General features: G+C 64.6%; 16 protein-coding genes. 4 read left to right on the forward strand and 12 right to left on the reverse strand.

Annotated elements, in window-relative coordinates; all coding sequences use genetic code 11:
• Nucleotides 1–13 precede the first annotated feature (13 nt).
• Nucleotides 14–946 (forward strand): LysR family transcriptional regulator, encoded by a 933-nt coding sequence (locus AC1DKY_RS03400; RefSeq protein ID WP_441602316.1) that lies wholly within the window; start codon nt 14–16, stop codon nt 944–946.
• 42 nt (nt 947–988) lie between these two features.
• Here AC1DKY_RS03400 and AC1DKY_RS03405 read toward each other — a convergent pair whose 3' ends face one another.
• The 4 genes from AC1DKY_RS03405 to folD all read right to left on the reverse strand — a co-directional run bounded on the left by AC1DKY_RS03405 (nt 989) and on the right by folD (nt 5,668).
• Nucleotides 989–1,366: a gamma-glutamylcyclotransferase family protein gene (locus tag AC1DKY_RS03405; RefSeq protein WP_441602317.1), complete on the reverse strand. Its 378-nt coding sequence runs from the start codon at nt 1,364–1,366 to the stop codon at nt 989–991.
• A 47-nt stretch (nt 1,367–1,413) separates the two neighbouring features.
• Nucleotides 1,414–2,994 carry a glutamine-hydrolyzing GMP synthase gene (gene guaA, locus AC1DKY_RS03410; RefSeq protein ID WP_477179879.1) on the reverse strand — a complete coding sequence of 527 codons (1,581 nt, stop codon included), beginning with the start codon at nt 2,992–2,994 and terminating at the stop codon, nt 1,414–1,416.
• 126 nt (nt 2,995–3,120) lie between these two features.
• The gene (gene guaB, locus AC1DKY_RS03415; RefSeq protein ID WP_426268967.1) at nt 3,121–4,578 is read right to left on the reverse strand and encodes an IMP dehydrogenase; all 1,458 of its coding nucleotides are present in this window, start codon (nt 4,576–4,578) and stop codon (nt 3,121–3,123) included.
• A gap of 223 nt (nt 4,579–4,801) precedes the next feature.
• Nucleotides 4,802–5,668, reverse strand: coding sequence for a bifunctional methylenetetrahydrofolate dehydrogenase/methenyltetrahydrofolate cyclohydrolase FolD (gene folD / locus AC1DKY_RS03420; RefSeq protein ID WP_441602319.1), 867 nt, complete (start codon nt 5,666–5,668; stop codon nt 4,802–4,804).
• Between the two features lie 83 nt (nt 5,669–5,751).
• Between folD and AC1DKY_RS03425 the strand changes: the two genes are divergently transcribed.
• Nucleotides 5,752–6,873 carry a GNAT family N-acetyltransferase gene (locus AC1DKY_RS03425; protein ID WP_441602320.1) on the forward strand — a complete coding sequence of 374 codons (1,122 nt, stop codon included), beginning with the start codon at nt 5,752–5,754 and terminating at the stop codon, nt 6,871–6,873.
• Here the strand turns inward: AC1DKY_RS03425 and moeB are convergent, their stop codons facing one another.
• The 8 genes from moeB to ndk form a co-directional block, all read right to left on the reverse strand.
• On the reverse strand, nt 6,874–8,040 hold the full coding sequence (moeB, locus tag AC1DKY_RS03430; RefSeq protein WP_441602321.1) for a molybdopterin-synthase adenylyltransferase MoeB: 1,167 nt from the start codon (nt 8,038–8,040) through the stop codon (nt 6,874–6,876).
• A gap of 189 nt (nt 8,041–8,229) precedes the next feature.
• Nucleotides 8,230–9,627 (reverse strand): ribosome biogenesis GTPase Der, encoded by a 1,398-nt coding sequence (gene der, locus AC1DKY_RS03435; protein ID WP_441602322.1) that lies wholly within the window; start codon nt 9,625–9,627, stop codon nt 8,230–8,232.
• Nucleotides 9,628–9,650: 23 nt separating this feature from the next.
• Nucleotides 9,651–10,877, reverse strand: a complete 1,227-nt coding sequence (bamB, locus tag AC1DKY_RS03440; protein WP_441611210.1) for an outer membrane protein assembly factor BamB — start codon at nt 10,875–10,877, stop codon at nt 9,651–9,653.
• Nucleotides 10,874–11,518, reverse strand: a complete 645-nt coding sequence (locus tag AC1DKY_RS03445) for a YfgM family protein (protein ID WP_441602324.1) — start codon at nt 11,516–11,518, stop codon at nt 10,874–10,876. Before AC1DKY_RS03445 ends, bamB begins: the two co-directional genes overlap by 4 nt.
• A 149-nt stretch (nt 11,519–11,667) precedes the next feature.
• Entirely contained in the window at nt 11,668–12,621 is a 954-nt protein-coding gene (locus AC1DKY_RS03450; RefSeq protein WP_441602325.1) for a helix-turn-helix domain-containing protein, read from the reverse strand.
• A gap of 71 nt (nt 12,622–12,692) precedes the next feature.
• On the reverse strand, nt 12,693–13,493 hold the full coding sequence (pilW, locus tag AC1DKY_RS03455; RefSeq protein WP_441602326.1) for a type IV pilus biogenesis/stability protein PilW: 801 nt from the start codon (nt 13,491–13,493) through the stop codon (nt 12,693–12,695).
• Nucleotides 13,483–14,619, reverse strand: a complete 1,137-nt coding sequence (gene rlmN / locus AC1DKY_RS03460) for a dual-specificity RNA methyltransferase RlmN (protein ID WP_441602327.1) — start codon at nt 14,617–14,619, stop codon at nt 13,483–13,485. Before rlmN ends, pilW begins: the two co-directional genes overlap by 11 nt.
• Nucleotides 14,620–14,743: 124 nt before the next feature.
• Nucleotides 14,744–15,169: a nucleoside-diphosphate kinase gene (ndk, locus tag AC1DKY_RS03465; protein WP_441602328.1), complete on the reverse strand. Its 426-nt coding sequence runs from the start codon at nt 15,167–15,169 to the stop codon at nt 14,744–14,746.
• A gap of 235 nt (nt 15,170–15,404) precedes the next feature.
• Between ndk and AC1DKY_RS03470 the strand changes: the two genes are divergently transcribed.
• Entirely contained in the window at nt 15,405–16,028 is a 624-nt protein-coding gene (locus tag AC1DKY_RS03470) for a TetR/AcrR family transcriptional regulator (RefSeq protein ID WP_477175641.1), read from the forward strand.
• Nucleotides 16,029–16,103: 75 nt separating this feature from the next.
• Entirely contained in the window at nt 16,104–18,488 is a 2,385-nt protein-coding gene (locus tag AC1DKY_RS03475) for a 3-hydroxyacyl-CoA dehydrogenase/enoyl-CoA hydratase family protein (protein WP_441611212.1), read from the forward strand.
• The last annotated feature ends 19 nt before the right edge of the window (nt 18,489–18,507 follow it).

Genomic DNA, 18,507 nt, shown 5'->3' on the forward strand with positions numbered 1-18,507 from the left:
CCAAGGATTGCGAATGAATGGTCTGTCGATGGGCCGACTGAAATACCTGTTCGAAGCAGCACGACTGGGCAGCATGCGCGCTGCGGCGGACTTTCTGGACGTGGCGCCCTCGGTCGTCAGCAGGCAGATTGCCGAGCTGGAGAAAGTCACTTGCACGCCTGTGATGGAAACCAATCGCCGTGGCGCCAAAGCGACCGAAGCGGGCCGGCTCCTGATCGAGCACTACCGCAATCACCTGGCCCAGGAGGAATCGCTGGCGTCGCGCTTGAACGCGCTGGTGGGTCTGTCGATCGGCACGGTGAGCATTGGCGCCGTGCAGGGATTTGCCGATGACCTCATGCGACACGTCTTGCAGCCGTTCAACGCCCGGCATCCCGGTATCGCCATCAAGCTGCAGCTGGGCAGCATCAACGACATACTCGGCTGGCTCGAGCAGGATGAGGTTCACCTGGGCCTGATCTACGGGCCTGGCTTCCACTCGCACCAGGGCCGCCTGAAAGAGGTGCGCTCCCAACTGCAGCCGCTATGCGTGGTGGTTTGCGCGCAGCATTCGCTGGCCGAGGTACCGCTGCTGCCGGTTGGGGCGCTGTTCGAGCATCCGTTTGCGCTGGCGCACGCCGGCTTCGGAACACGCAAGATCGTCGAGCAGATCGAGGCCGCCGAGCATCGACGCCTCAAGCTCGCCATGGAATCGGATCACCTGATCTGCCTGACCGGCTTTGCCCGCTGCGGCATGGGCGCGACCCTGCTTCCGGCCTTTGCCGTCTACGACGATCTCCAGCGGGGAACCCTGAAGGCGATCCCCGTGGCCCACCCCTTGCTGACCGAGGTACAGGCGCAGCTGGTGGCCCGACGGGGGCGAGCGCTGCCCGCCGCCGCGCAGCGACTGCAGCGCCACATCGTTCAGCACATGGAGGCGTTCAATGCGTTGAGCGCGTCAGGGTGATCCGCGCCGAAGGGCGAAAACTGCGACACCTGGCGAGTGCCCTCAGGCCTGGATGTAGACCCAGGCCTGTTTGCCCGACTTCAGGCGCACGGCGACACGCTGGTAGTCCGCGACCTCGTAGCGATCAGCCGCGGCCAGCTCGGCCGCGGTGATGCGGAACACCTTGCCGGCGACTTCGTCCGACGGGTCGTCGCTCGGCGCGACGATGGGGTGGAACTGCTCGCCGCTCTGGCGCAGCACCTCGGGATCGCTGATCTCGATCAGCGTCCGGCGGTAGCCCGGCATGGCGTCATCTTCGCCTTCGAGAACACGCCCGAAAGAGGCGAGCTGCACGCGCTCGAGCTGCAGAGTGCCGTAGGAGAACAACAGCTCGTTGCGGCTCTCGTCCACCATCACCATCATTCCTTTGATATCAATCAATTACGGCGACTTCCTGAGAAAGCCACCGTTGGCCCGGAGCCTGGAACTCACTCCCACTCAATGGTTGCGGGCGGCTTGCCACTGATGTCATAAACGACACGAGAAACACCACGCAACTCATTGATAATACGATTGGACACCTTGCCAAGGAAGTCATACGGCAGGTGCGCCCAGTGCGCCGTCATGAAGTCGATGGTCTCGACCGCGCGCAGGGCAATCACCCATTCGTAGGCACGGGCGTCGCCGACCACGCCCACCGACTTCACCGGCAGGAACACGGCGAAGGCCTGGCTGGTCTTGTCGTACAGATCCCAGGCGCGCAGCTCTTCGATGAAGATGGCATCGGCGCGGGCCAGCAGTTCGGCGTATTCGGGCTTCACTTCGCCCAGGATGCGCACGCCCAGGCCGGGACCAGGGAACGGATGGCGGTAGACCATGGCGCGCGGCAGGCCGAGTTCCACGCCGATGCGGCGCACCTCGTCCTTGAACAGCTCACGCAACGGCTCGACCAGCTTGAGCTTCATGTGCTCCGGCAGGCCGCCCACGTTATGGTGGCTCTTGATCACATGCGCCTTGCCGGTCTTGCTGCCGGCAGACTCGATCACGTCCGGGTAGATGGTGCCCTGCGCCAGCCACTTCACCTGGCCGTGGCCGGCGTTGGTGACCTTGGCCGACTCCTCGTCGAAGATCTCCACGAACAGGCGGCCGATGATCTTGCGCTTGGCTTCGGGATCGGCCTCGCCTTCCAGCGCCTTGAAGTAGCGCTCGGCGGCGTTGACGCGGATCACCTTCACGCCCATGTGCTCGGCCATCGTGGCCATCACCTGATCGCCTTCGTTCCAGCGCAGGAGGCCCGTGTCGACGAACACGCAGGTCAGCTGGTCGCCGATAGCCCGGTGCAGCAGCGCGGCCACCACGGACGAATCCACGCCGCCGGAGAGGCCCAGCAGCACGTGATCGCTGCCGACCTGCTCGCGCACGCGGGCGATCTGGTCTTCGATGATGTGCGCGGCGGTCCACAGCGTCTGGCAGCCGCAGATTTCCGTGACGAAACGCTTAAGCAGCGAGGTGCCCTGCTTGGTATGGGTTACTTCCGGATGGAACTGCACGCCGTACCAGCGCCTGTCCTCGTTTTCCATCACCGCGACAGGAATGCGGTCGGTGGTGCCGGTGATGACGAAGCCCGGCGGCGCCTTGGCCACGTGGTCGCCATGGCTCATCCAGACGTCCAGACGATGCGCGCTGTCGTGATCGCTCAGGCCGGCGAACAGGCGGCTGGTCGGCGCGATATCCACTTCGGCGTGACCGAACTCGCGTGCGTCGGCGGCCTCGGTGGCACCGCCCAGTTGCGCGGCGAGCGTCTGCATGCCGTAACAGATACCCAGGATGGGGAGCTGCGAATCGAACACTTCCTGCGGCGCCTTGGGCGCACCCGGCAACGTCGTCGACTCGGGGCCGCCGGACAGGATGATGCCCTTGGCGCCGAACTCGGCGATCTCGGCCGGGTCGTGGTCCCACGCCCAGATTTCGCAGTAGACGCCGATCTCGCGCACGCGGCGGGCGATCAGCTGCGTGTACTGCGCGCCGAAATCGAGGATGAGGATTTTGTCGCTATGGATGTCGGTCACGGTCCGGCTCCGGTGCGCTGCAGGCTTGCCCTGCCCGCGCTTGATTCAGTGAATGCGAAGGCGACGCGCATGGGCGTCGCCTCCCGTTAAAACGAATGCGCCGGCCATCAGGCCGGCGCGTATCCCTCAGGAATTGAGCCGGTAATTCGGCGCTTCCTTGGTGATCTGGATATCGTGCGGATGCGCTTCGGTGACACCGGCGCCAGTCACCTTCACGAACTGCGCGTTGTTGCGCACATCGTCGACCGTGGCGGCACCGAGGTAACCCATCGAGGCACGCAGGCCGCCGATCAGCTGGTGGATGATGTTGCGCAGCGAACCACGATACGGCACGCGACCTTCGATGCCTTCGGGCACCAGCTTGTCGGCGTCGGCTTCATCCTGGAAATAGCGGTCCTTGGAACCCAGCGCCATCGCGCCCAGCGAACCCATGCCACGGTAGCTCTTGTACTGGCGGCCCTGGAACAGTTCGACATCACCCGGCGATTCTTCGGTACCGGCAAACATCGAACCCAGCATCACGGTGGATGCACCGGCGGCGAGCGCCTTGGGGATGTCGCCCGAGTAGCGGATGCCACCGTCAGCGATCAGCGGGATCTCATCCTTCAGCGCGGTCGCTACGAGGTCGATCGCGGTGATCTGCGGCACGCCCACACCAGCGACAACGCGCGTGGTGCAGATCGAGCCGGGACCCACGCCCACCTTCACCGCATCGACGCCGGCATCGAGCAGCGCGCGCGCCGCTTCGCCGGTGACGATATTGCCGGCGATCACCTGCACCTGCGGGTAGCGCTTCTTCACCCAGCCGGCGCGGTCGATCACGCCCTGGGAATGACCGTGCGCGGTGTCGACCACCAGCACGTCCACGCCGGCGTCCACCAGCGCTTCAATGCGCGCCTCGGTATCGCCACCCACGCCGACAGCCGCGCCAACCAGCAGGCGCTCGAGGCGATCCTTGGCGGCGTTCGGGTTGTCGCGGGCTTTCTGGATGTCCTTGACGGTGATCAGGCCACGCAGCTGGAAGTCGTCGTTGACCACCAGCACTTTCTCGATGCGGTGCTTGTGCAGCAGCTGCAGCACTTCGTCCTGGCTGGCGCCCTCACGCACCGTCACCAGCTTCTCCTGGCGGGTCATGATGTTGCGCACGGGATCTTCATGCTTGCGCTCGAAGCGCAGATCGCGGCTGGTGACGATGCCGACCAGTTGTTCGCCATCCACCACCGGCACGCCGGAAATGTTGTGCGCACGGGTCAGCTGCAGCACTTCGCGAATGGAAGTATTCGGGCCGACCGAAATAGGACTGCGGATCACGCCGGCTTCGAACTTCTTCACCAAGCGCACTTCGGCAGCCTGCTGTTCGGCGGTCATGTTCTTATGGATGATGCCGATGCCGCCCTGCTGGGCCATGGTGATGGCGAGGCGGGCTTCGGTGACCGTATCCATGGCGGCGGACACGATGGGAATGTTCAGGCGCAGGTTTCGGGTGAGCCGCGTGGAAGTGTCTACATCACGTGGCAGAACGGCCGAATGAGCCGGAACGAGGTAAACATCGTCGTAGGTGAGAGCCTCGGCGAGGATGCGCATGCGTTTTGTCCCGCTGCAAAGAGGAGATTATACGCAGAAGGCTTTTGGCCCGCCACTCTTTGCATGAACGGAATGTCGCAGGTCTCGCCCTTTGTGGGAGCGCACCCTGTGCGCGACTGCGGCATCTCGGCGTGTCGCTCCGTAGGCTTGTCGCGCACAGGGTGCGCTCCCACATTTGTAGGTTTGTCGCGCACAGGGTGCGCTCCCACACCTAAGGGAGGGCTCAGCCCTGGCGAGCGGCGTCGCGCGCGTCCGCCGCTTCCAGCGTGTTTTCCAGCAGCGTCGCCACCGTCATGGGACCGACGCCGCCCGGCACCGGCGTGATCCAGCTGGCGCGTTCGGCGGCCGTGGCGAAGTCCACGTCGCCCACCAACCGGCCGTCTTCCAGGCGATTGATGCCCACGTCTACCACCACGGCGCCCGGCTTGATCCATTCGCCCTTGACGAGACCCGGCCGACCGACGGCGACGATCACGATGTCGGCCTGGCGCACGAAGCCCTCCAGGTCGCGAGTGAATTTGTGGCAGCAGGTGGTAGTGCAACCGGCAATCAACAATTCCAGCGCCAGCGGGCGGCCCACGTGATTGGAAACACCGACCACCACCGCGTGCTGACCGCGCACGGGACGATCGGTATGACCGAGCAAGGTCATCACGCCACGCGGCGTGCACGGACGCAGGCCGAAGCGGCGCAGTGCCAGGCGACCGACGTTGACGGCCTGGAAGCCGTCGACATCCTTGCCCGGATCAATGCGATCGACCAGCGCATCCTCATCGATGTGGTCGGGCAGCGGCGACTGCACCAGGATGCCGTGCACGGCCGGATCGGCATTGAGCTGGTCGATCAGCGCAATCAGTTCTTCCTGGCTGGTGCGCGAGGGCAAGTCGAAATCGAACGAACGGAAGCCGACTTGATGGCAGGCCTTGCGCTTGTTGCGCACATAGACCGACGAGGCCGCGTCGTCTCCCACCAGCACCACGGCGAGGCCCGGCACGTCCAAGCCCTTGGCCGAGCGCTCCGCCACCCGGCGCCCGATCCGATCCATCAGTTCCTGGGCGATGCGTTTGCCGTCGAGGATACGTGCGCTCATGATCGGGGCTGCCTGCAAAGGAACGTATTATCCCGGCTAGGGCCGGTTAACGCTATTGGCCGTACGCATACAAACGAGATCGCATGGCTGCCACAACACGCCTGACCACCCCACTGGAACTGGACGCCCACGGCATACGTCTGCGGCCGTGGCAGGCCGACGATGCGCAAGCCCTGTTCGAGGCCACCCGCGAATCGATCGCCTCGGTGGGGCCATGGTTGCCCTGGCTGCATGAGGGCTACACCCTGGAAGACGGCACCCAATGGATCGCCGACTGCCAGGCCGGCCGCGAGCGCGGCGATGCCTACGCCTTTGGCATGTTCGACGCGCAAGGCCGAGCGTTGGGCGACGTGGCGCTCAATCGCATCGACCCCAAGCGCGGCAGTGCGAACCTCGGGTACTGGGTGCGCCAGTCGGCTCAGGGCCAAAGCGTCGCCACGCGCGCGGCTCGCGCCTTGGCCGAATTCGGCTTCGAGGTGTTAGGTCTGGTACGCATCGAGATCGTCATCGCCGTCGACAACGTGGCCAGCCGGCGCACGGCCGAGCGCCTGGGCGCTCTTTTCGACGGCATCTCACCGAACCGGATCATCCATCGTGGCGAGGCCGCACCCGCCGCGGTGTATTCGCTGCTGCCGCCAGAACGCGATGAACCCTCGCCGGGTCCCGTGCTGGAAGATGGCGACCTGCGCTTGCGCCCGTATCGGCCGTCCGACCTGCATGGCTTGCACGCCGCCCTGCACGAATCGATGGCCACCATCGGTCGCTGGCAGGACTGGTGCACGCCGGCCTACAGCCTGGACGATGCCCGCCACTGGATCGCCAAGACCCGGCTGGCCTGGCAGGGCGCCGGCGACGAATGCGCGCTGGTCATGGCTGATCGCGCCAGTGACGAGCTCATCGGCAGCATCTCGCTCAATCACTGGCAGCCCGAATACGGCATGGCCAATCTTGGTTACTGGGTGCGCCAGACGCGCCAGGAGCAAGGCGTCACCACTCGCGCCGTGCGGCTGCTGGCACGGCACGCGCTGCAGGCCACGGATCTGCGTCGACTGGAAATCGTGATCGCCGTAGACAATCTGGCCAGTCGCCGCGCTGCCGAAAAGGCGGGCGCACGCTTTGAAAGCATCGCGCGCCAACGACTCATGCTGCGCGGTGAGCCGCGGGATGCGGCGATCTATTCGCTGATTGCGGGCGACCTGCGCTGATCAGCCCGCCGATGCGCAGAGCTGCACCAGGTCCTCGTAACCATGGAACGTGGCGCCATCGCCACAGCCCGGGCAGCCCGGATCGCGCGGCAGGCGCGTCTCGCGAAAGCGCATGGCCAACGCATCGAAGTTCAGCAGGCGACCGACCAGCGGTTCACCGATACCGAGGATGAGCTTGAGCGCTTCAGTGGCCTGCAGCAAACCGACGATACCGGGCAATACGCCAAGCACGCCGGCTTCGCTGCAGTTGGGCGCATCGGCCGCGGCAGGCGGCTCGGGGAACAGGCAGCGATAGCACGGCGAGTCCGCGCGACGCGGGTCGAACACGCTCACCTGTCCGGTGAAGCGCTCCACTGCGCCATAGACCATGGGCAGCTGCAAACGCTGGGAGGCTGCAGCGATCAAATAGCGCGCAGGAAAATTGTCGGCGCCATCGATCACCAGATCGTGATCCGCCAACAGGCGCTCGACGTTGTCGGCCTGCAGGCGTTCGTTGCGAATTTCCACGCGCACGCGCGGATTGAGTGCCGCAAGCGCGATGCGCGCCGACTCGGTCTTGGCCATGCCGACGCGCGCATCGGCGTGTATGACTTGTCGGTGCAGGTTCGAGCGCTCGACGCGATCATCATCGATCAAGGTGAGCTGCCCCACCCCCGCTGCCGCCAGGTAGAGCGCAGCTGGCGCACCGAGGCCGCCCGCACCCAGCAACGCTACGCGTGAGGACGCCAACTTCGCCTGTCCTGCTTCTCCCACCTGCGGCAATTGCAGTTGGCGTGCATAACGTTCGGCGGCATCGCTGTCCAGGGCACCCAGGGCTACCGGCAGACCCTCCGCCTTCCATCGCTGGAAACCGCCGGCCACCGAGAACACCTGCTGGTAACCCATGCGCTGCAGCGTTTCGGCGGCGAGCAGCGAGCGTTGGCCGCTGCCGCACAACAGGAGCACGGGCTGGTTGCGATCAGGCAGCAGTTGTTCGATGCGCAGTTCAAGAAAGCCGCGTGAAACACCGACCGCGCCTACCGGCAAGCCGCTGGCACGCTCGCCGTCTTCGCGCACATCGATCAGGAAGCTGCCTTGCGCCTGCCGGGCCAGCGCCTCGGCGGGGGATATCTCGGCAATGCTGGCGCGCAGGGAGGCCAGCCAGCTGTCGCGGTTGAGGCTCGTCATCGCGCTAGCTTACTCCAGCCCGCCCGCCCCCTGTCCTCTGTCCTCTGTCCTCTGTGGGAGCGCACCCTGTGCGCGACGGTGCGGAGCGCGGCAACCAAGGGTTCTGGCGCGAGTTGAACGAACCGAGGTACAACGATGCGCCGCGGTCGCGCACAGGGTGCGCTCCTACAAGAGCGATGGGGTCGCGCGTCAGCGGCGCTTCTTCATCTCGCGCACCATGCGCTGGCGCTTGCGCTGCTGGGCTTCGGTGAGCACGTTCTTCTTGCCGGCGAACGGGTTCTCGCCGTCGCGGAAAAAGATGCGTACCGGCGTGCCATCCAGCTTGAAGCGCTTGCGGAAAAAGTTTTCCAGATAGCGGCGATAGGCCGGCGCGATGTGCTTGGTGCGGCTGCCGTGGATGACGATGCTGGGCGGATTGGTCCCGCCCGGATGCGCAAAGCGCAGCTTGGGGGCATGGCCACGCACCAGCGGCGGCTGGTAGCTTTCGTAGGCGAGCTCGAGCGCCTTGGTGAGTTCGGACGAACCCAGTTCCTTGGTGGCGGCACGATGCGCGTTCACCACCGCCTTCATCAGCTCGCGCAGGCCGGAACCGTGCAGCGCGGAGATGAACACCGTCTTGGCCCAGTCGACAAACTGCAGGCGACGCTCCAGCGCACGCTGGCACTGTTCGCGCTGATAGCCGTCCATGCCGTCCCACTTGTTGACGGCGATGACCAGCGCCCTGCCCTCATCGAGCGCGTGACCGATCAGCGTGAGATCCTGGTCGGCCAGGTTCTCGCGCGCATCGACCATCAGTACCACCACTTGCGCGGCGGCCATCGACTGCAGGGTCTTGATGACGCTGAATTTCTCCACCGCTTCTTCGACGCGCGCCTTGCGACGCACGCCGGCGGTATCGATCAGGGTGTACTTGCGGCCATCGCGTTCCAGCGACACGCGGATGGGATCGCGGGTGGTGCCGGCCACGTCGGAAACGATCAGGCGATCCTCGCCGAGCAGGCGATTAATCAGCGTGGACTTGCCCGCATTCGGACGACCGACGATGGCGACGCGAATGCTGTCCGCCTCGACCGGATCGATCTCTTCGTGCTGGTCTTCCGGCAGCAGCGTGATGGCCGAAGCGACCAGATCTTCGGTGCCGCGATTGTGCGATGCCGCCAGCGGCAGCGTGTTGGCGATGCCGAACACGGCGAATTCCGCCATCGCATTCTGCAGATCCAGACCGTCAGTCTTGTTGACCCCGGCGATGATCGGCTTGCCGCTGCGACGCAGCTCGTCGAGGATGGTGCGGTCCTGCGGCAGCAGGCCGTCGCGGGCATCCACCACGAAGACCAGCACGCTGGCCTCTTCGATGGCCAGGCGCACCTGCTGCGCAGTCAGGCCTTCGATGCCTTCCTCTTCGCCGGACAGGCCGCCGGTGTCCACCACCACGAACGGGCGTGTGCCGGTGCGGCACACGCCGTAGTGTCGATCTCGCGTAACGCCCGGCATATCAGCCACCAGGGCGTCACGACTGCGCGTCATTGCGTTGAATAGGGTCGATTTACCGACATTGGGACGACCGACCAGGGCAACGACGGGCAGCATGATTCAAACAACCTTTATTACGATCAGTGGCCGCCGAGACGGTAAGCGCCGATGCGGCCCTTGACGTCTTCGACGTACACAATGTCGCCCACCACCAGGGGTTGGGCGCGAATGGCTTTCTTGGACAGGCGCTCACGTGCCGCCAGCGCGCCGTCACCGGTCTGCAGGAAGTGCACGTAGCCCTCGAGGTCGCCGACCACGACGTAGTCACCCAGCACGGCCGGCGCAGTGAGCCAGCGGTACTTCAGTGCATCGTTCTTCCACATGTCGGCGCCGCCGGTCTTGTCGAACGCCCACACCTGCGACTCATCGCTCACGCCGTAGAGGCCGTTGCCGGTGACGTCCAGCGAGGTGAAGGTCGAGAACGGGCGACCCCACAGCGGGCGACCGCTGGGACCGTCGATCGCGGCGATATTGCCGTGATAGGCGGCGCTGTACAGGGTGGTGCCTTCGAGCAGGATCGAACCGTCGGCATCGGCCAGGCGATCGATTTCGGTGCGGCCTTCGCCGCTGGCGAGGGTCTGTTCCCACAGCTTCTCGCCGTTGTCCAGACGCAGCGCGACCAGCTTGCCGGCATCGTTGCCGTAGAACACCACGCCGTTGGCGACCAGCATCGGGCCATTGCCGCGCAGGCTGAGCAGCGGCACGGAGTCCTGGTCGTAGACCCAGCGGCGCTCGCCGGTGGAACTATCGAAACCGTACAGACGGCCGTCCTGGGTGCGTGCAACCACGAGGTTGCCGGAGATCACGGGCGGGGAGATCACTTCGGAGTTGACCACCGACTCCCAGCGCGGGCTGCCGTCTTTCGCATTGATGCCGTAGACGTGGCCATCGAGCGTGCCGACCACGAGCAGGTCGCCGGAAACCATCGGGCCACCGGCATACAGCGCATCGGCGCGCTTCTTGTCGCCCCAGCCAAACCAGCCCTGGGTGCGCGAGCTCTTGGTCCACAGCGTCTTGCCGCTGGTGGCATCAATCGCGGCGATCTTGCCGTCGGTGCTGCAGGCGTAGAGCACGCCGTCGGCAAACGCCGGACGCAGACGCACGCCGCTGTCACCCGCACCGTCGCCCACACTGGTGGTCCACAGCTTGGTCACCTGGGTGGTGGGCTTGAAATCCTTGGCCAGCGGAGTCGGCGGCTGGACGTTTTCCTTCTTGAACGAATGGCAACCGGCAAGCACCACCAGAGAGGTCAGTGCCACCAGCCAAACGCGCTTCATCGCACCGCGCTTCTTCACTTCAGGTTTCATGCACCCTGCTTCCCGGCCACGGCCAGATCATCGATTTTCATCTGCACGCTCTGAGGCGCGTTCTCACCCAGCGCCGCCTTGGCGGCTACGTATGCCTTGCGGGCATCGTCTGGGCGCCCAAGCTTGACCAGCGCATCGCCGCGTAGTTCCTGTGACACACCTTCATACGTCTTGGACTGCATGCGATCGAGCGCGGCAATCGCGTCGGCGGCCTTGCCCTGCGCCAGCTGCACGCGCGCGATGCGCATCTGCGACAGCGCCTTGAGGTTCGCATCGGTTGCGTGGCTCTCGGCCCAGCCGAGCGACTCGATCGCCTTGTCCATCTGCTTGGCCTGCACCTGGCGCTCCGCCCGATCGCCCACGGCGAACACGGCGTAGGTGGAATCGGTGTAGTCCTTGAGCAACTGCTCGGTCAGCGCATCGGCGTTGTCGGACTTGCCGGCAGCCACGGCGACCTGGATCTGCTGATACAGGTTCGCAGCGTCAGCCTGATGCTCTGCCTTGTGCTTGTTCCACTGCTGCCAGCCGAAGATGCCGACCAGGCCGATCGCGATGCCGACGACGATGGACAAGCCGTTCTGGCGCAACCACTGTTGTACGCGTTCGCTCTGTTCGTAATCGTCGTACGCTTCAAATGCCATGCAATCACCCTTGGGGAACCGCACGCCAGAGGCACCTGGCGGCGCCCGTCATGCGGAAAAGAAATCAGCCCGAATGTCCGCTCGTTGCCGAACGGACAATGGGCAAGCATAACCGATTGCGCCAGGCCGCACAGGCCTGGCGTGATGACTCAGGCGCCGGCCGGGGTGGCCTTGCCGTCGCGCAATTCGATGCGGAAATGCGCAACATTGGAACGGCGATAGCTATCCAGCGGCATGGGCTGGCCATCCAGCATCACCTGGGCGCCACCGGCGTTGCCGATGCGCACTTCCAGCGGCTGATCGCTGCGGTAGGTCTTGGAGCTGCCGGCCGGCAGCAAGCCGTATTCCAGGCGCGAGCCGTCCTTGCCGGTGACTTCGACCCAGCTGGCGTTCTGCAGGCTCAGCACGAGGCTGTGCGCGCCGCCGCCCACCGAGCCGGCATCCGTGGTCGGCGTCGGTGCCGCCGGCTGCGCTGCCGCATGGGTATCGCCCAGGAACGGCGTCATGGAAGCCATCAACGGCTGGTCTTGCGCAGGCGCAGCCGCCGGTGCCGGTGTGGTAGCCGGCGCGGTCGTACCTTCCTGCGTATTGGGTGCAGTGCTTGCCACGGTCGATGCCGCGGCGCTGGCACTGCTGGCCGGCGCATCGACCTGGGCGACCGGCGCGGCATCGAGCGGCGCCAGATGGCTGACGTCGCGATCGAGCGTGCCACGCACGCCCAGCCAGATGGTCGGCACCACGATCGCCGCGGTCAGCACCACATAGGTCGCCGCGCGCGCGTAGTTCTCAAGCAGATAACGCGAGTGCGAGATGCCGCCCGTCGCCACCAGGGTGGGTTCCGCCGGCTTGATGCGATCGAGCTCGAGCCTGACCTCGGCTTCGTCGACGCCGAGATAACGCGCGTACTTGATGAGATAGCCACCCAGGTACACGTGGTCGATGCCGCTGTACTCGTTGCTCTCGACCTGCCTGAGCACACGGGTCGGCAAGCGCAGCGCATGAGCGCAGGTCTCGACGTCCAGCCCGCGCGCTTCGCGCGCAGCGCGCAAACGCCCGCCCAAGGTGCCCTTGATCGCTTCCGGCGAATTGTGTTCGGTTTCCATGGTGACGTTGGGCGCTTGGGTGAAAGGGAATTCTCGGTTGCCGCTGTTGGCCGAATTTGACGGTTGAGTGGTCATTGGCGTGCAGTTGCGTCGAGGGCGCGGGCCTGCTCCGAATCCGGGAACTGGCTTTGCAGTCGCCTGCTGTAGTTGAGAGCAGCATCCGTGTTGCCCAACCGTGCTTCGATATCGTGTCCGAGCTTGAGCGATCCCGCGGTCGGCTGACCCAGCGCATCGAAGCGCTGGATGAAGGCACGAGCACGGAAGGCATCGTTCTGAAGATAAAGCACATTGGCGAGCTGATACAACGCCCCGCCGTTTTGCGCATCGATTTCGATGGCCTTGCGGAAGTCCGCCTCGGCCGCCGTCATGTTCTGCGCCTTGGCCTGGCAGATGCCGGCATTGGTCCAGGCCAGCGACGGCGTCTGGTAGAACGGATCGGCCACCGCCTTCTGGAAATACGCCTGCGACTCGGCCGCCTTGCCCTCGCGGTTGCACAGGAACCAGCCGAGGTTGTTGTTGGGATCGCCCTTCTCCGGCGCCAGCGTGACAGCCTTGCGGTAATGCAGCTCCGCATTGGGCAGGTCATTGATGCGCTCGTAGATCACCGCAGCCACGGTTTGCGCAGGCACGTAGGTCGGGTCGAACTGCATGGCCTTGTTGATCTTGACCATGGCGTCCTCCAGATCACCGTTGGCCATGTACTGCTGGGCCAGTTCGGTGTGGATGCGCGCGCCTTCCTGCTTCTGCTCAGCCTTGGACTGGCGAGTGATCTTGCTCCCCTCGTTCGAGTTGGAACCGGATTTCGACACCGGCACGCACGCAGCCAAAAGCATGGCCACGCTCGCACTCAGCAACAATCGATCAAGCCGCATGACTCGCCCCTTCGTCCAGACGCTTGCGAAATTCGGCCTGGCGACGGGTGCGGTCCAATACCTGCCCTTTGAGCTGGCCACATGCCGCATCGATGTCGTCGCCGCGGGTACGGCGCAACATGGTCAGCACATTGGCATTGAGCAACTGGGTCTGGAAGGCGCGGATGGTTTCGGCGTCGGAGCGCTCGAAACGCGTGCCAGGAAATGGATTGAACGGAATCAGGTTGACCTTGCACTGAGGCATGCGGCGCATCAGCTTGATCAGCTGGCGGGCGTGCTCGGGCTGGTCGTTGACACCCTTCATCAGGGTGTACTCGAAGGTAATCGAGGTGCGCGGCTTGCGATCCAGCCAGCGCTGGCACGAAGCCATCAGCTCGGCGATCGGGTAGCGCTTGTTGAGCGGCACCAGCTCGGTGCGCAGCTCATCGTTCGCTGCATGCAGCGACACCGCCAGCGACACGTCGATGGTCTCGGACAACTTGTCGATCATCGGCACCAGGCCGGCGGTGGACAGCGTGACGCGCTTGGACGCCAGGCCAAAGCCCAGGTCATCACGCATCAGGCTCATCGCCTTGGTGACGTTGTCGAAGTTCAGCAACGGCTCGCCCATGCCCATCATCACCACGTTGGTGATGCGACGGTTCTGGTGCGTGATGTTGCCGAGGTATTTGGCCGCCACCCACATCTGGCCGATCACTTCGGCCGTGGACAGGTTGCGGTTGAAGCCTTGCGTGGCGGTGGAGCAGAACTGGCAGTTCAGGCCGCAACCCACCTGCGAAGACACGCACAGCGTGCCGCGCGTCGGCTCGGGGATGTACACCGCCTCGATGGCGTTGCCGCCATCCATGCCGAGCAGCCACTTGTGCGTGCCGTCGGTGGCGCCCTTGTCGAACAAGGTCTTCGGCGGACCGACATAGCAGGACGCTTCGAGCTTGGCCCGAAGCGTCTTGCCCACATCCGTCATGTTTTCAAAGTTGTCTTCCAGGCGGTGGTAAATCCACTTCATCACCTGCTCGGCGCGATACGGCTTCTCGCCCAGCTGCGCAAAAAAATCACGCAGGCCCTGTCGATCGAAATCGAGCAGGTTGACCTTGTCGGTGGTGGTGGAATTTGCCTGATCAGTCATCTTGAAATATTGCGGCTCAACGCCGCCCTCTTAATCCTTACGCTATCCAATGGAACGCGGTTTTCGTGAAGAGTGCGGCCATGGATGGCCGCTTCGTGATCTTCGCGCTCATGGATGAGCGCACTTACCTCGAGAAGATTTCGGTCGCGGCGAAGAAGTACGAGATCTCGACGGCAGCCGTGTCGGCAGCGTCGGAACCATGCACAGCGTTCGCATCGATGGAGTCGGCGAAGTCGGCGCGGATCGTGCCCGGCGCAGCGTCCTTCGGATTGGTGGCGCCCATCAGGTCGCGATGCTTGAGGATCGCGTTGTCACCTTCGAGTGCCTGGATCATCACCGGTCCGGAGATCATGAACTCGACCAGCGCGTTGAAGAACGGACGCTCCTTGTGCACCGCGTAGAAACCCTCGGCTTCCTTGCGCGACAGATGCTTCATCTTGGCGGCAACGATCTTCAGGCCGGCCTTTTCGAAGCGAGCATAGATTTCACCGATCACGTTCTTGGCAACGGCGTCGGGCTTGATAATGGAAAGGGTGCGCTCCAGCGCCATGAGGGTCTGCTCCGGAAAAACTGGTATTTGAGTGGGCGGGCCGATCGATATCGGCGAACTTATGCCAAATCCCGACTAGATATGGGGATTTAGCTCACGAAAGTTTGACAGATTCTACCTGATACGCAAGCCGGGCGCAGGGATCCCAGGGCCCCTTGAAACGACCGTTTGACGGGCGCAAATCGACCCGCGTATCCTCAAACGATCGTTTGATTCCTGCCCGGGGTTGCGGACCATGTCAGTCTCCAGTGCTTCCATGCCGACCAAGGAGCGCATTCTCGGCGCCGCGGAGGAATTGTTCGCCCGGCACGGCTTCGAAGGGGCCTCGCTGCGCCAGCTGACCGCCGCCGCCGGGGTCAACCTGGCCGCGGTGAACTACCACTTCGGCTCCAAGGACCGCCTGATCGAAGAGGTGTTCCGCCGCCGCCTGGACCAGCTCAACGGTCGCCGCATGGCCGCCCTGCAGAAGATCGCCGGCGAGGCGGACACCACCATCGAGGACGTGCTGGCAGCCTTCATCGTGCCTGCACTGGAGCTCTCCCACGATGGCAATGGCTCGCTGTTCATGCGCGTGCTCGCCCGCGCCTTCGCCGAACACGACGACACCCTTCGCAAGTTCCTGTCGGACAACTACGGCCACGTGATGCGCCAGTTCACCGCGGAATTCGCCCGCCTGTTGCCGCAGCTGAGCAAGGAAGAACTCTACTGGCGCGTCGACCTGGTGACCGGTGCCCTGACCCACGCCATGTCGGGCTTCGGCATGATCCAGCGCAAAAGCGACGTGCCCGAAGAGCGCCATCGCGCGCAGACCGCCGAGCACCTGATCCGCTTTGCCGCCTCCGGTCTCAAAGCCCCCTGATTCGTTCCAACCCTTCCCCTCGGCCGCTCGCGGCCGTTCGTCTCACTACCAGCGTTTCGCATTACGGAGAAGCCAATGACCGCTCCATCCACCCCTAAAGCGCTACGAATCCGCAAGGCCGCGGTACTTGGCGCCGGCGTCATGGGCGCGCAGATCGCCGCGCACCTGAGCAATGCCGGCGTCGAAACCGTGCTGTTCGACCTGCCCGCCAAGGAAGGTCCCAAGAGCGGCATCGCGCTGAAGGCCATCGCCAACCTGCAGAAGCTCTCGCCTGCCCCGCTGGCCGACAAGAACGTCGCCGCCACCCTGATCCCGGCCAACTATGACGAGCACCTCGATCATCTGAAGGACGTGGACCTGGTGATCGAAGCGATTGCCGAACGGATGGACTGGAAGCTGGATCTCTACAAGAAGATCGCGACCCATCTGTCGCCGACCGCGGTCATCGCGTCCAACACCTCGGGCCTGTCGATCAACCAGCTGGCCGAAGCGCTGCCGGAAGAAATGCGTCACCGTTTCAGCGGCGTGCACTTCTTCAATCCGCCGCGCTACATGCACCTGATCGAGCTGATCCCGACCAAACTCACCGACAAGAACGTGCTGGAGGGCCTCGAAGCCTTCCTCACCACCGCGCTCGGCAAGGGCGTGGTGTATGCGAAGGACACGCCGAACTTCATCGGCAACCGCATCGGCGTGTTCTCGATGCTGGCCACCATGCATCACACGCAGCAGTTCGGCCTGGGCTTCGACACCGTCGACGCGCTCACTGGCCCGGCGGTTGGACGTCCGAAGAGTGCGACCTACCGCACCGCCGACGTGGTCGGCCTGGACACCATGGCGCATGTGATCAAGACCATGGCCGACACGCTGGCCGACGATCCGTGGCACGAATACTTCAAGGCGCCGGTATGGCTGTCCGCCCTGATCGAAAAGGGCGCGCTGGGCCAGAAGACCGGCGCGGGCTTCTATCGCAAGGCCGGCAAGGACATCGTCGTGCTCGACGTGGCCAAGCAGGATTACCGCCCGTCCGAGCAGAAGGCTTCCGACGAGGTCGCCGCGATCCTCGCGATCAAGGATCCGGCCGAGAAGTTCGGCAAGCTGCGCGCATCAAATGATCCGCAGGCGCAGTTCCTGTGGGCGACCTTCCGCGACCTGTTCCACTACAGCGCCTATCACCTGGCCGACATCGCCGATACCGCGCGCGATGTCGACTTCGCCATCCGCTGGGGCTACGGCTGGAAGCTCGGTCCGTTCGAGACCTGGCAGGCTGCCGGCTGGCAGCAGGTGGCGAGCTGGATTGCCGAAGACATCGCCGCTGGCAAGGCCATGAGCAAGGCGCCGCTGCCGGCGTGGGTGACCGACGGCCGCAACGGCGTGCATGGCAAGGACGGCTCCTGGTCCGCTGCCGAAGGCAAGAACAAGCCGCGCTCGCAGCACCCGGTCTACCAGCGCCAGCTGTTCCCCGATCCGATCCTGGGCGAGAAGTTCGACCAGGGCACCACGGTATGGGAGAACGACGGCGTGCGTCTGTGGACGCTGGGCGACGATGGCGTGGGCATCATCTCGTTCAAGACCAAGATGAACACGGTCAACGACTACGTGCTCGACGGCGTGCAGCAGGCGATCGATGTCGCCGAGCAGCAGCTCAAGGCCGTGGTGATCTGGCAGGCCGGCGAGCCGTTCTCGGCGGGCGCCGATCTGAAGGGCGCACTGGGTCTGCTGCAGGCCGGCAAGTTCGACGACTTCGAGAAGATGGTCGCCAACTTCCAGGCCACCAGCATGCGCATCAAGCATTCGCTGGTGCCGGTAGTGTCGGCGGTGCGTGGTCTCGCTCTCGGCGGCGGCTGTGAATTCCAGATGCATTCGGCGCGCACTGTGGCGGCGCTGGAAAGCTATATCGGTCTGGTCGAGGCCGGCGTCGGCCTGCTGCCGGCCGGTGGTGGCTTGCATGAGCTGGCCATCCGCGCGGCCAGGGCCAACCCGGAAGATCCGTTCGAAGCGCTGAAGAAAGTGTTCGAGACGGTCGCGATGGCGAAGGTCTCCGGCAGCGCGATGGAAGCCAAGCAGCTGGGCCTGCTGCGCGACAGCGACATCGTCGTGTTCAACGCCTACGAGCTGCTCTATGTCGCCAAGAAGGTTGCACTGTCGCTGGCCGAGAGCGGCTGGCGTCCGCCGATGATGGCTCGCAACATCCCGGTCGCCGGCGATGTGGGCACGGCCACGTTCCAGGCTTCGCTCGCCAATCTGGCGGAAGGCTATTTCGCTTCGCCGCATGACGTCGCAATCGCCACGCGCATCGCGGACACGCTGTGCGGCGGCAAGATCGAACGCGGTTCGCAGGTGGACGAAGAGTGGCTGCTGCAGCTGGAACGCAAGCACTTCGTGGAGCTGGCCAAGACCGAGAAGACCCAGGCCCGCATCGCGCACACCATGACCACCGGCAAGCCGCTGCGTAACTAACCAAGCGTCCTTACCTGCG

Source organism: Dyella sp. 01N448, assembly GCF_056399225.1.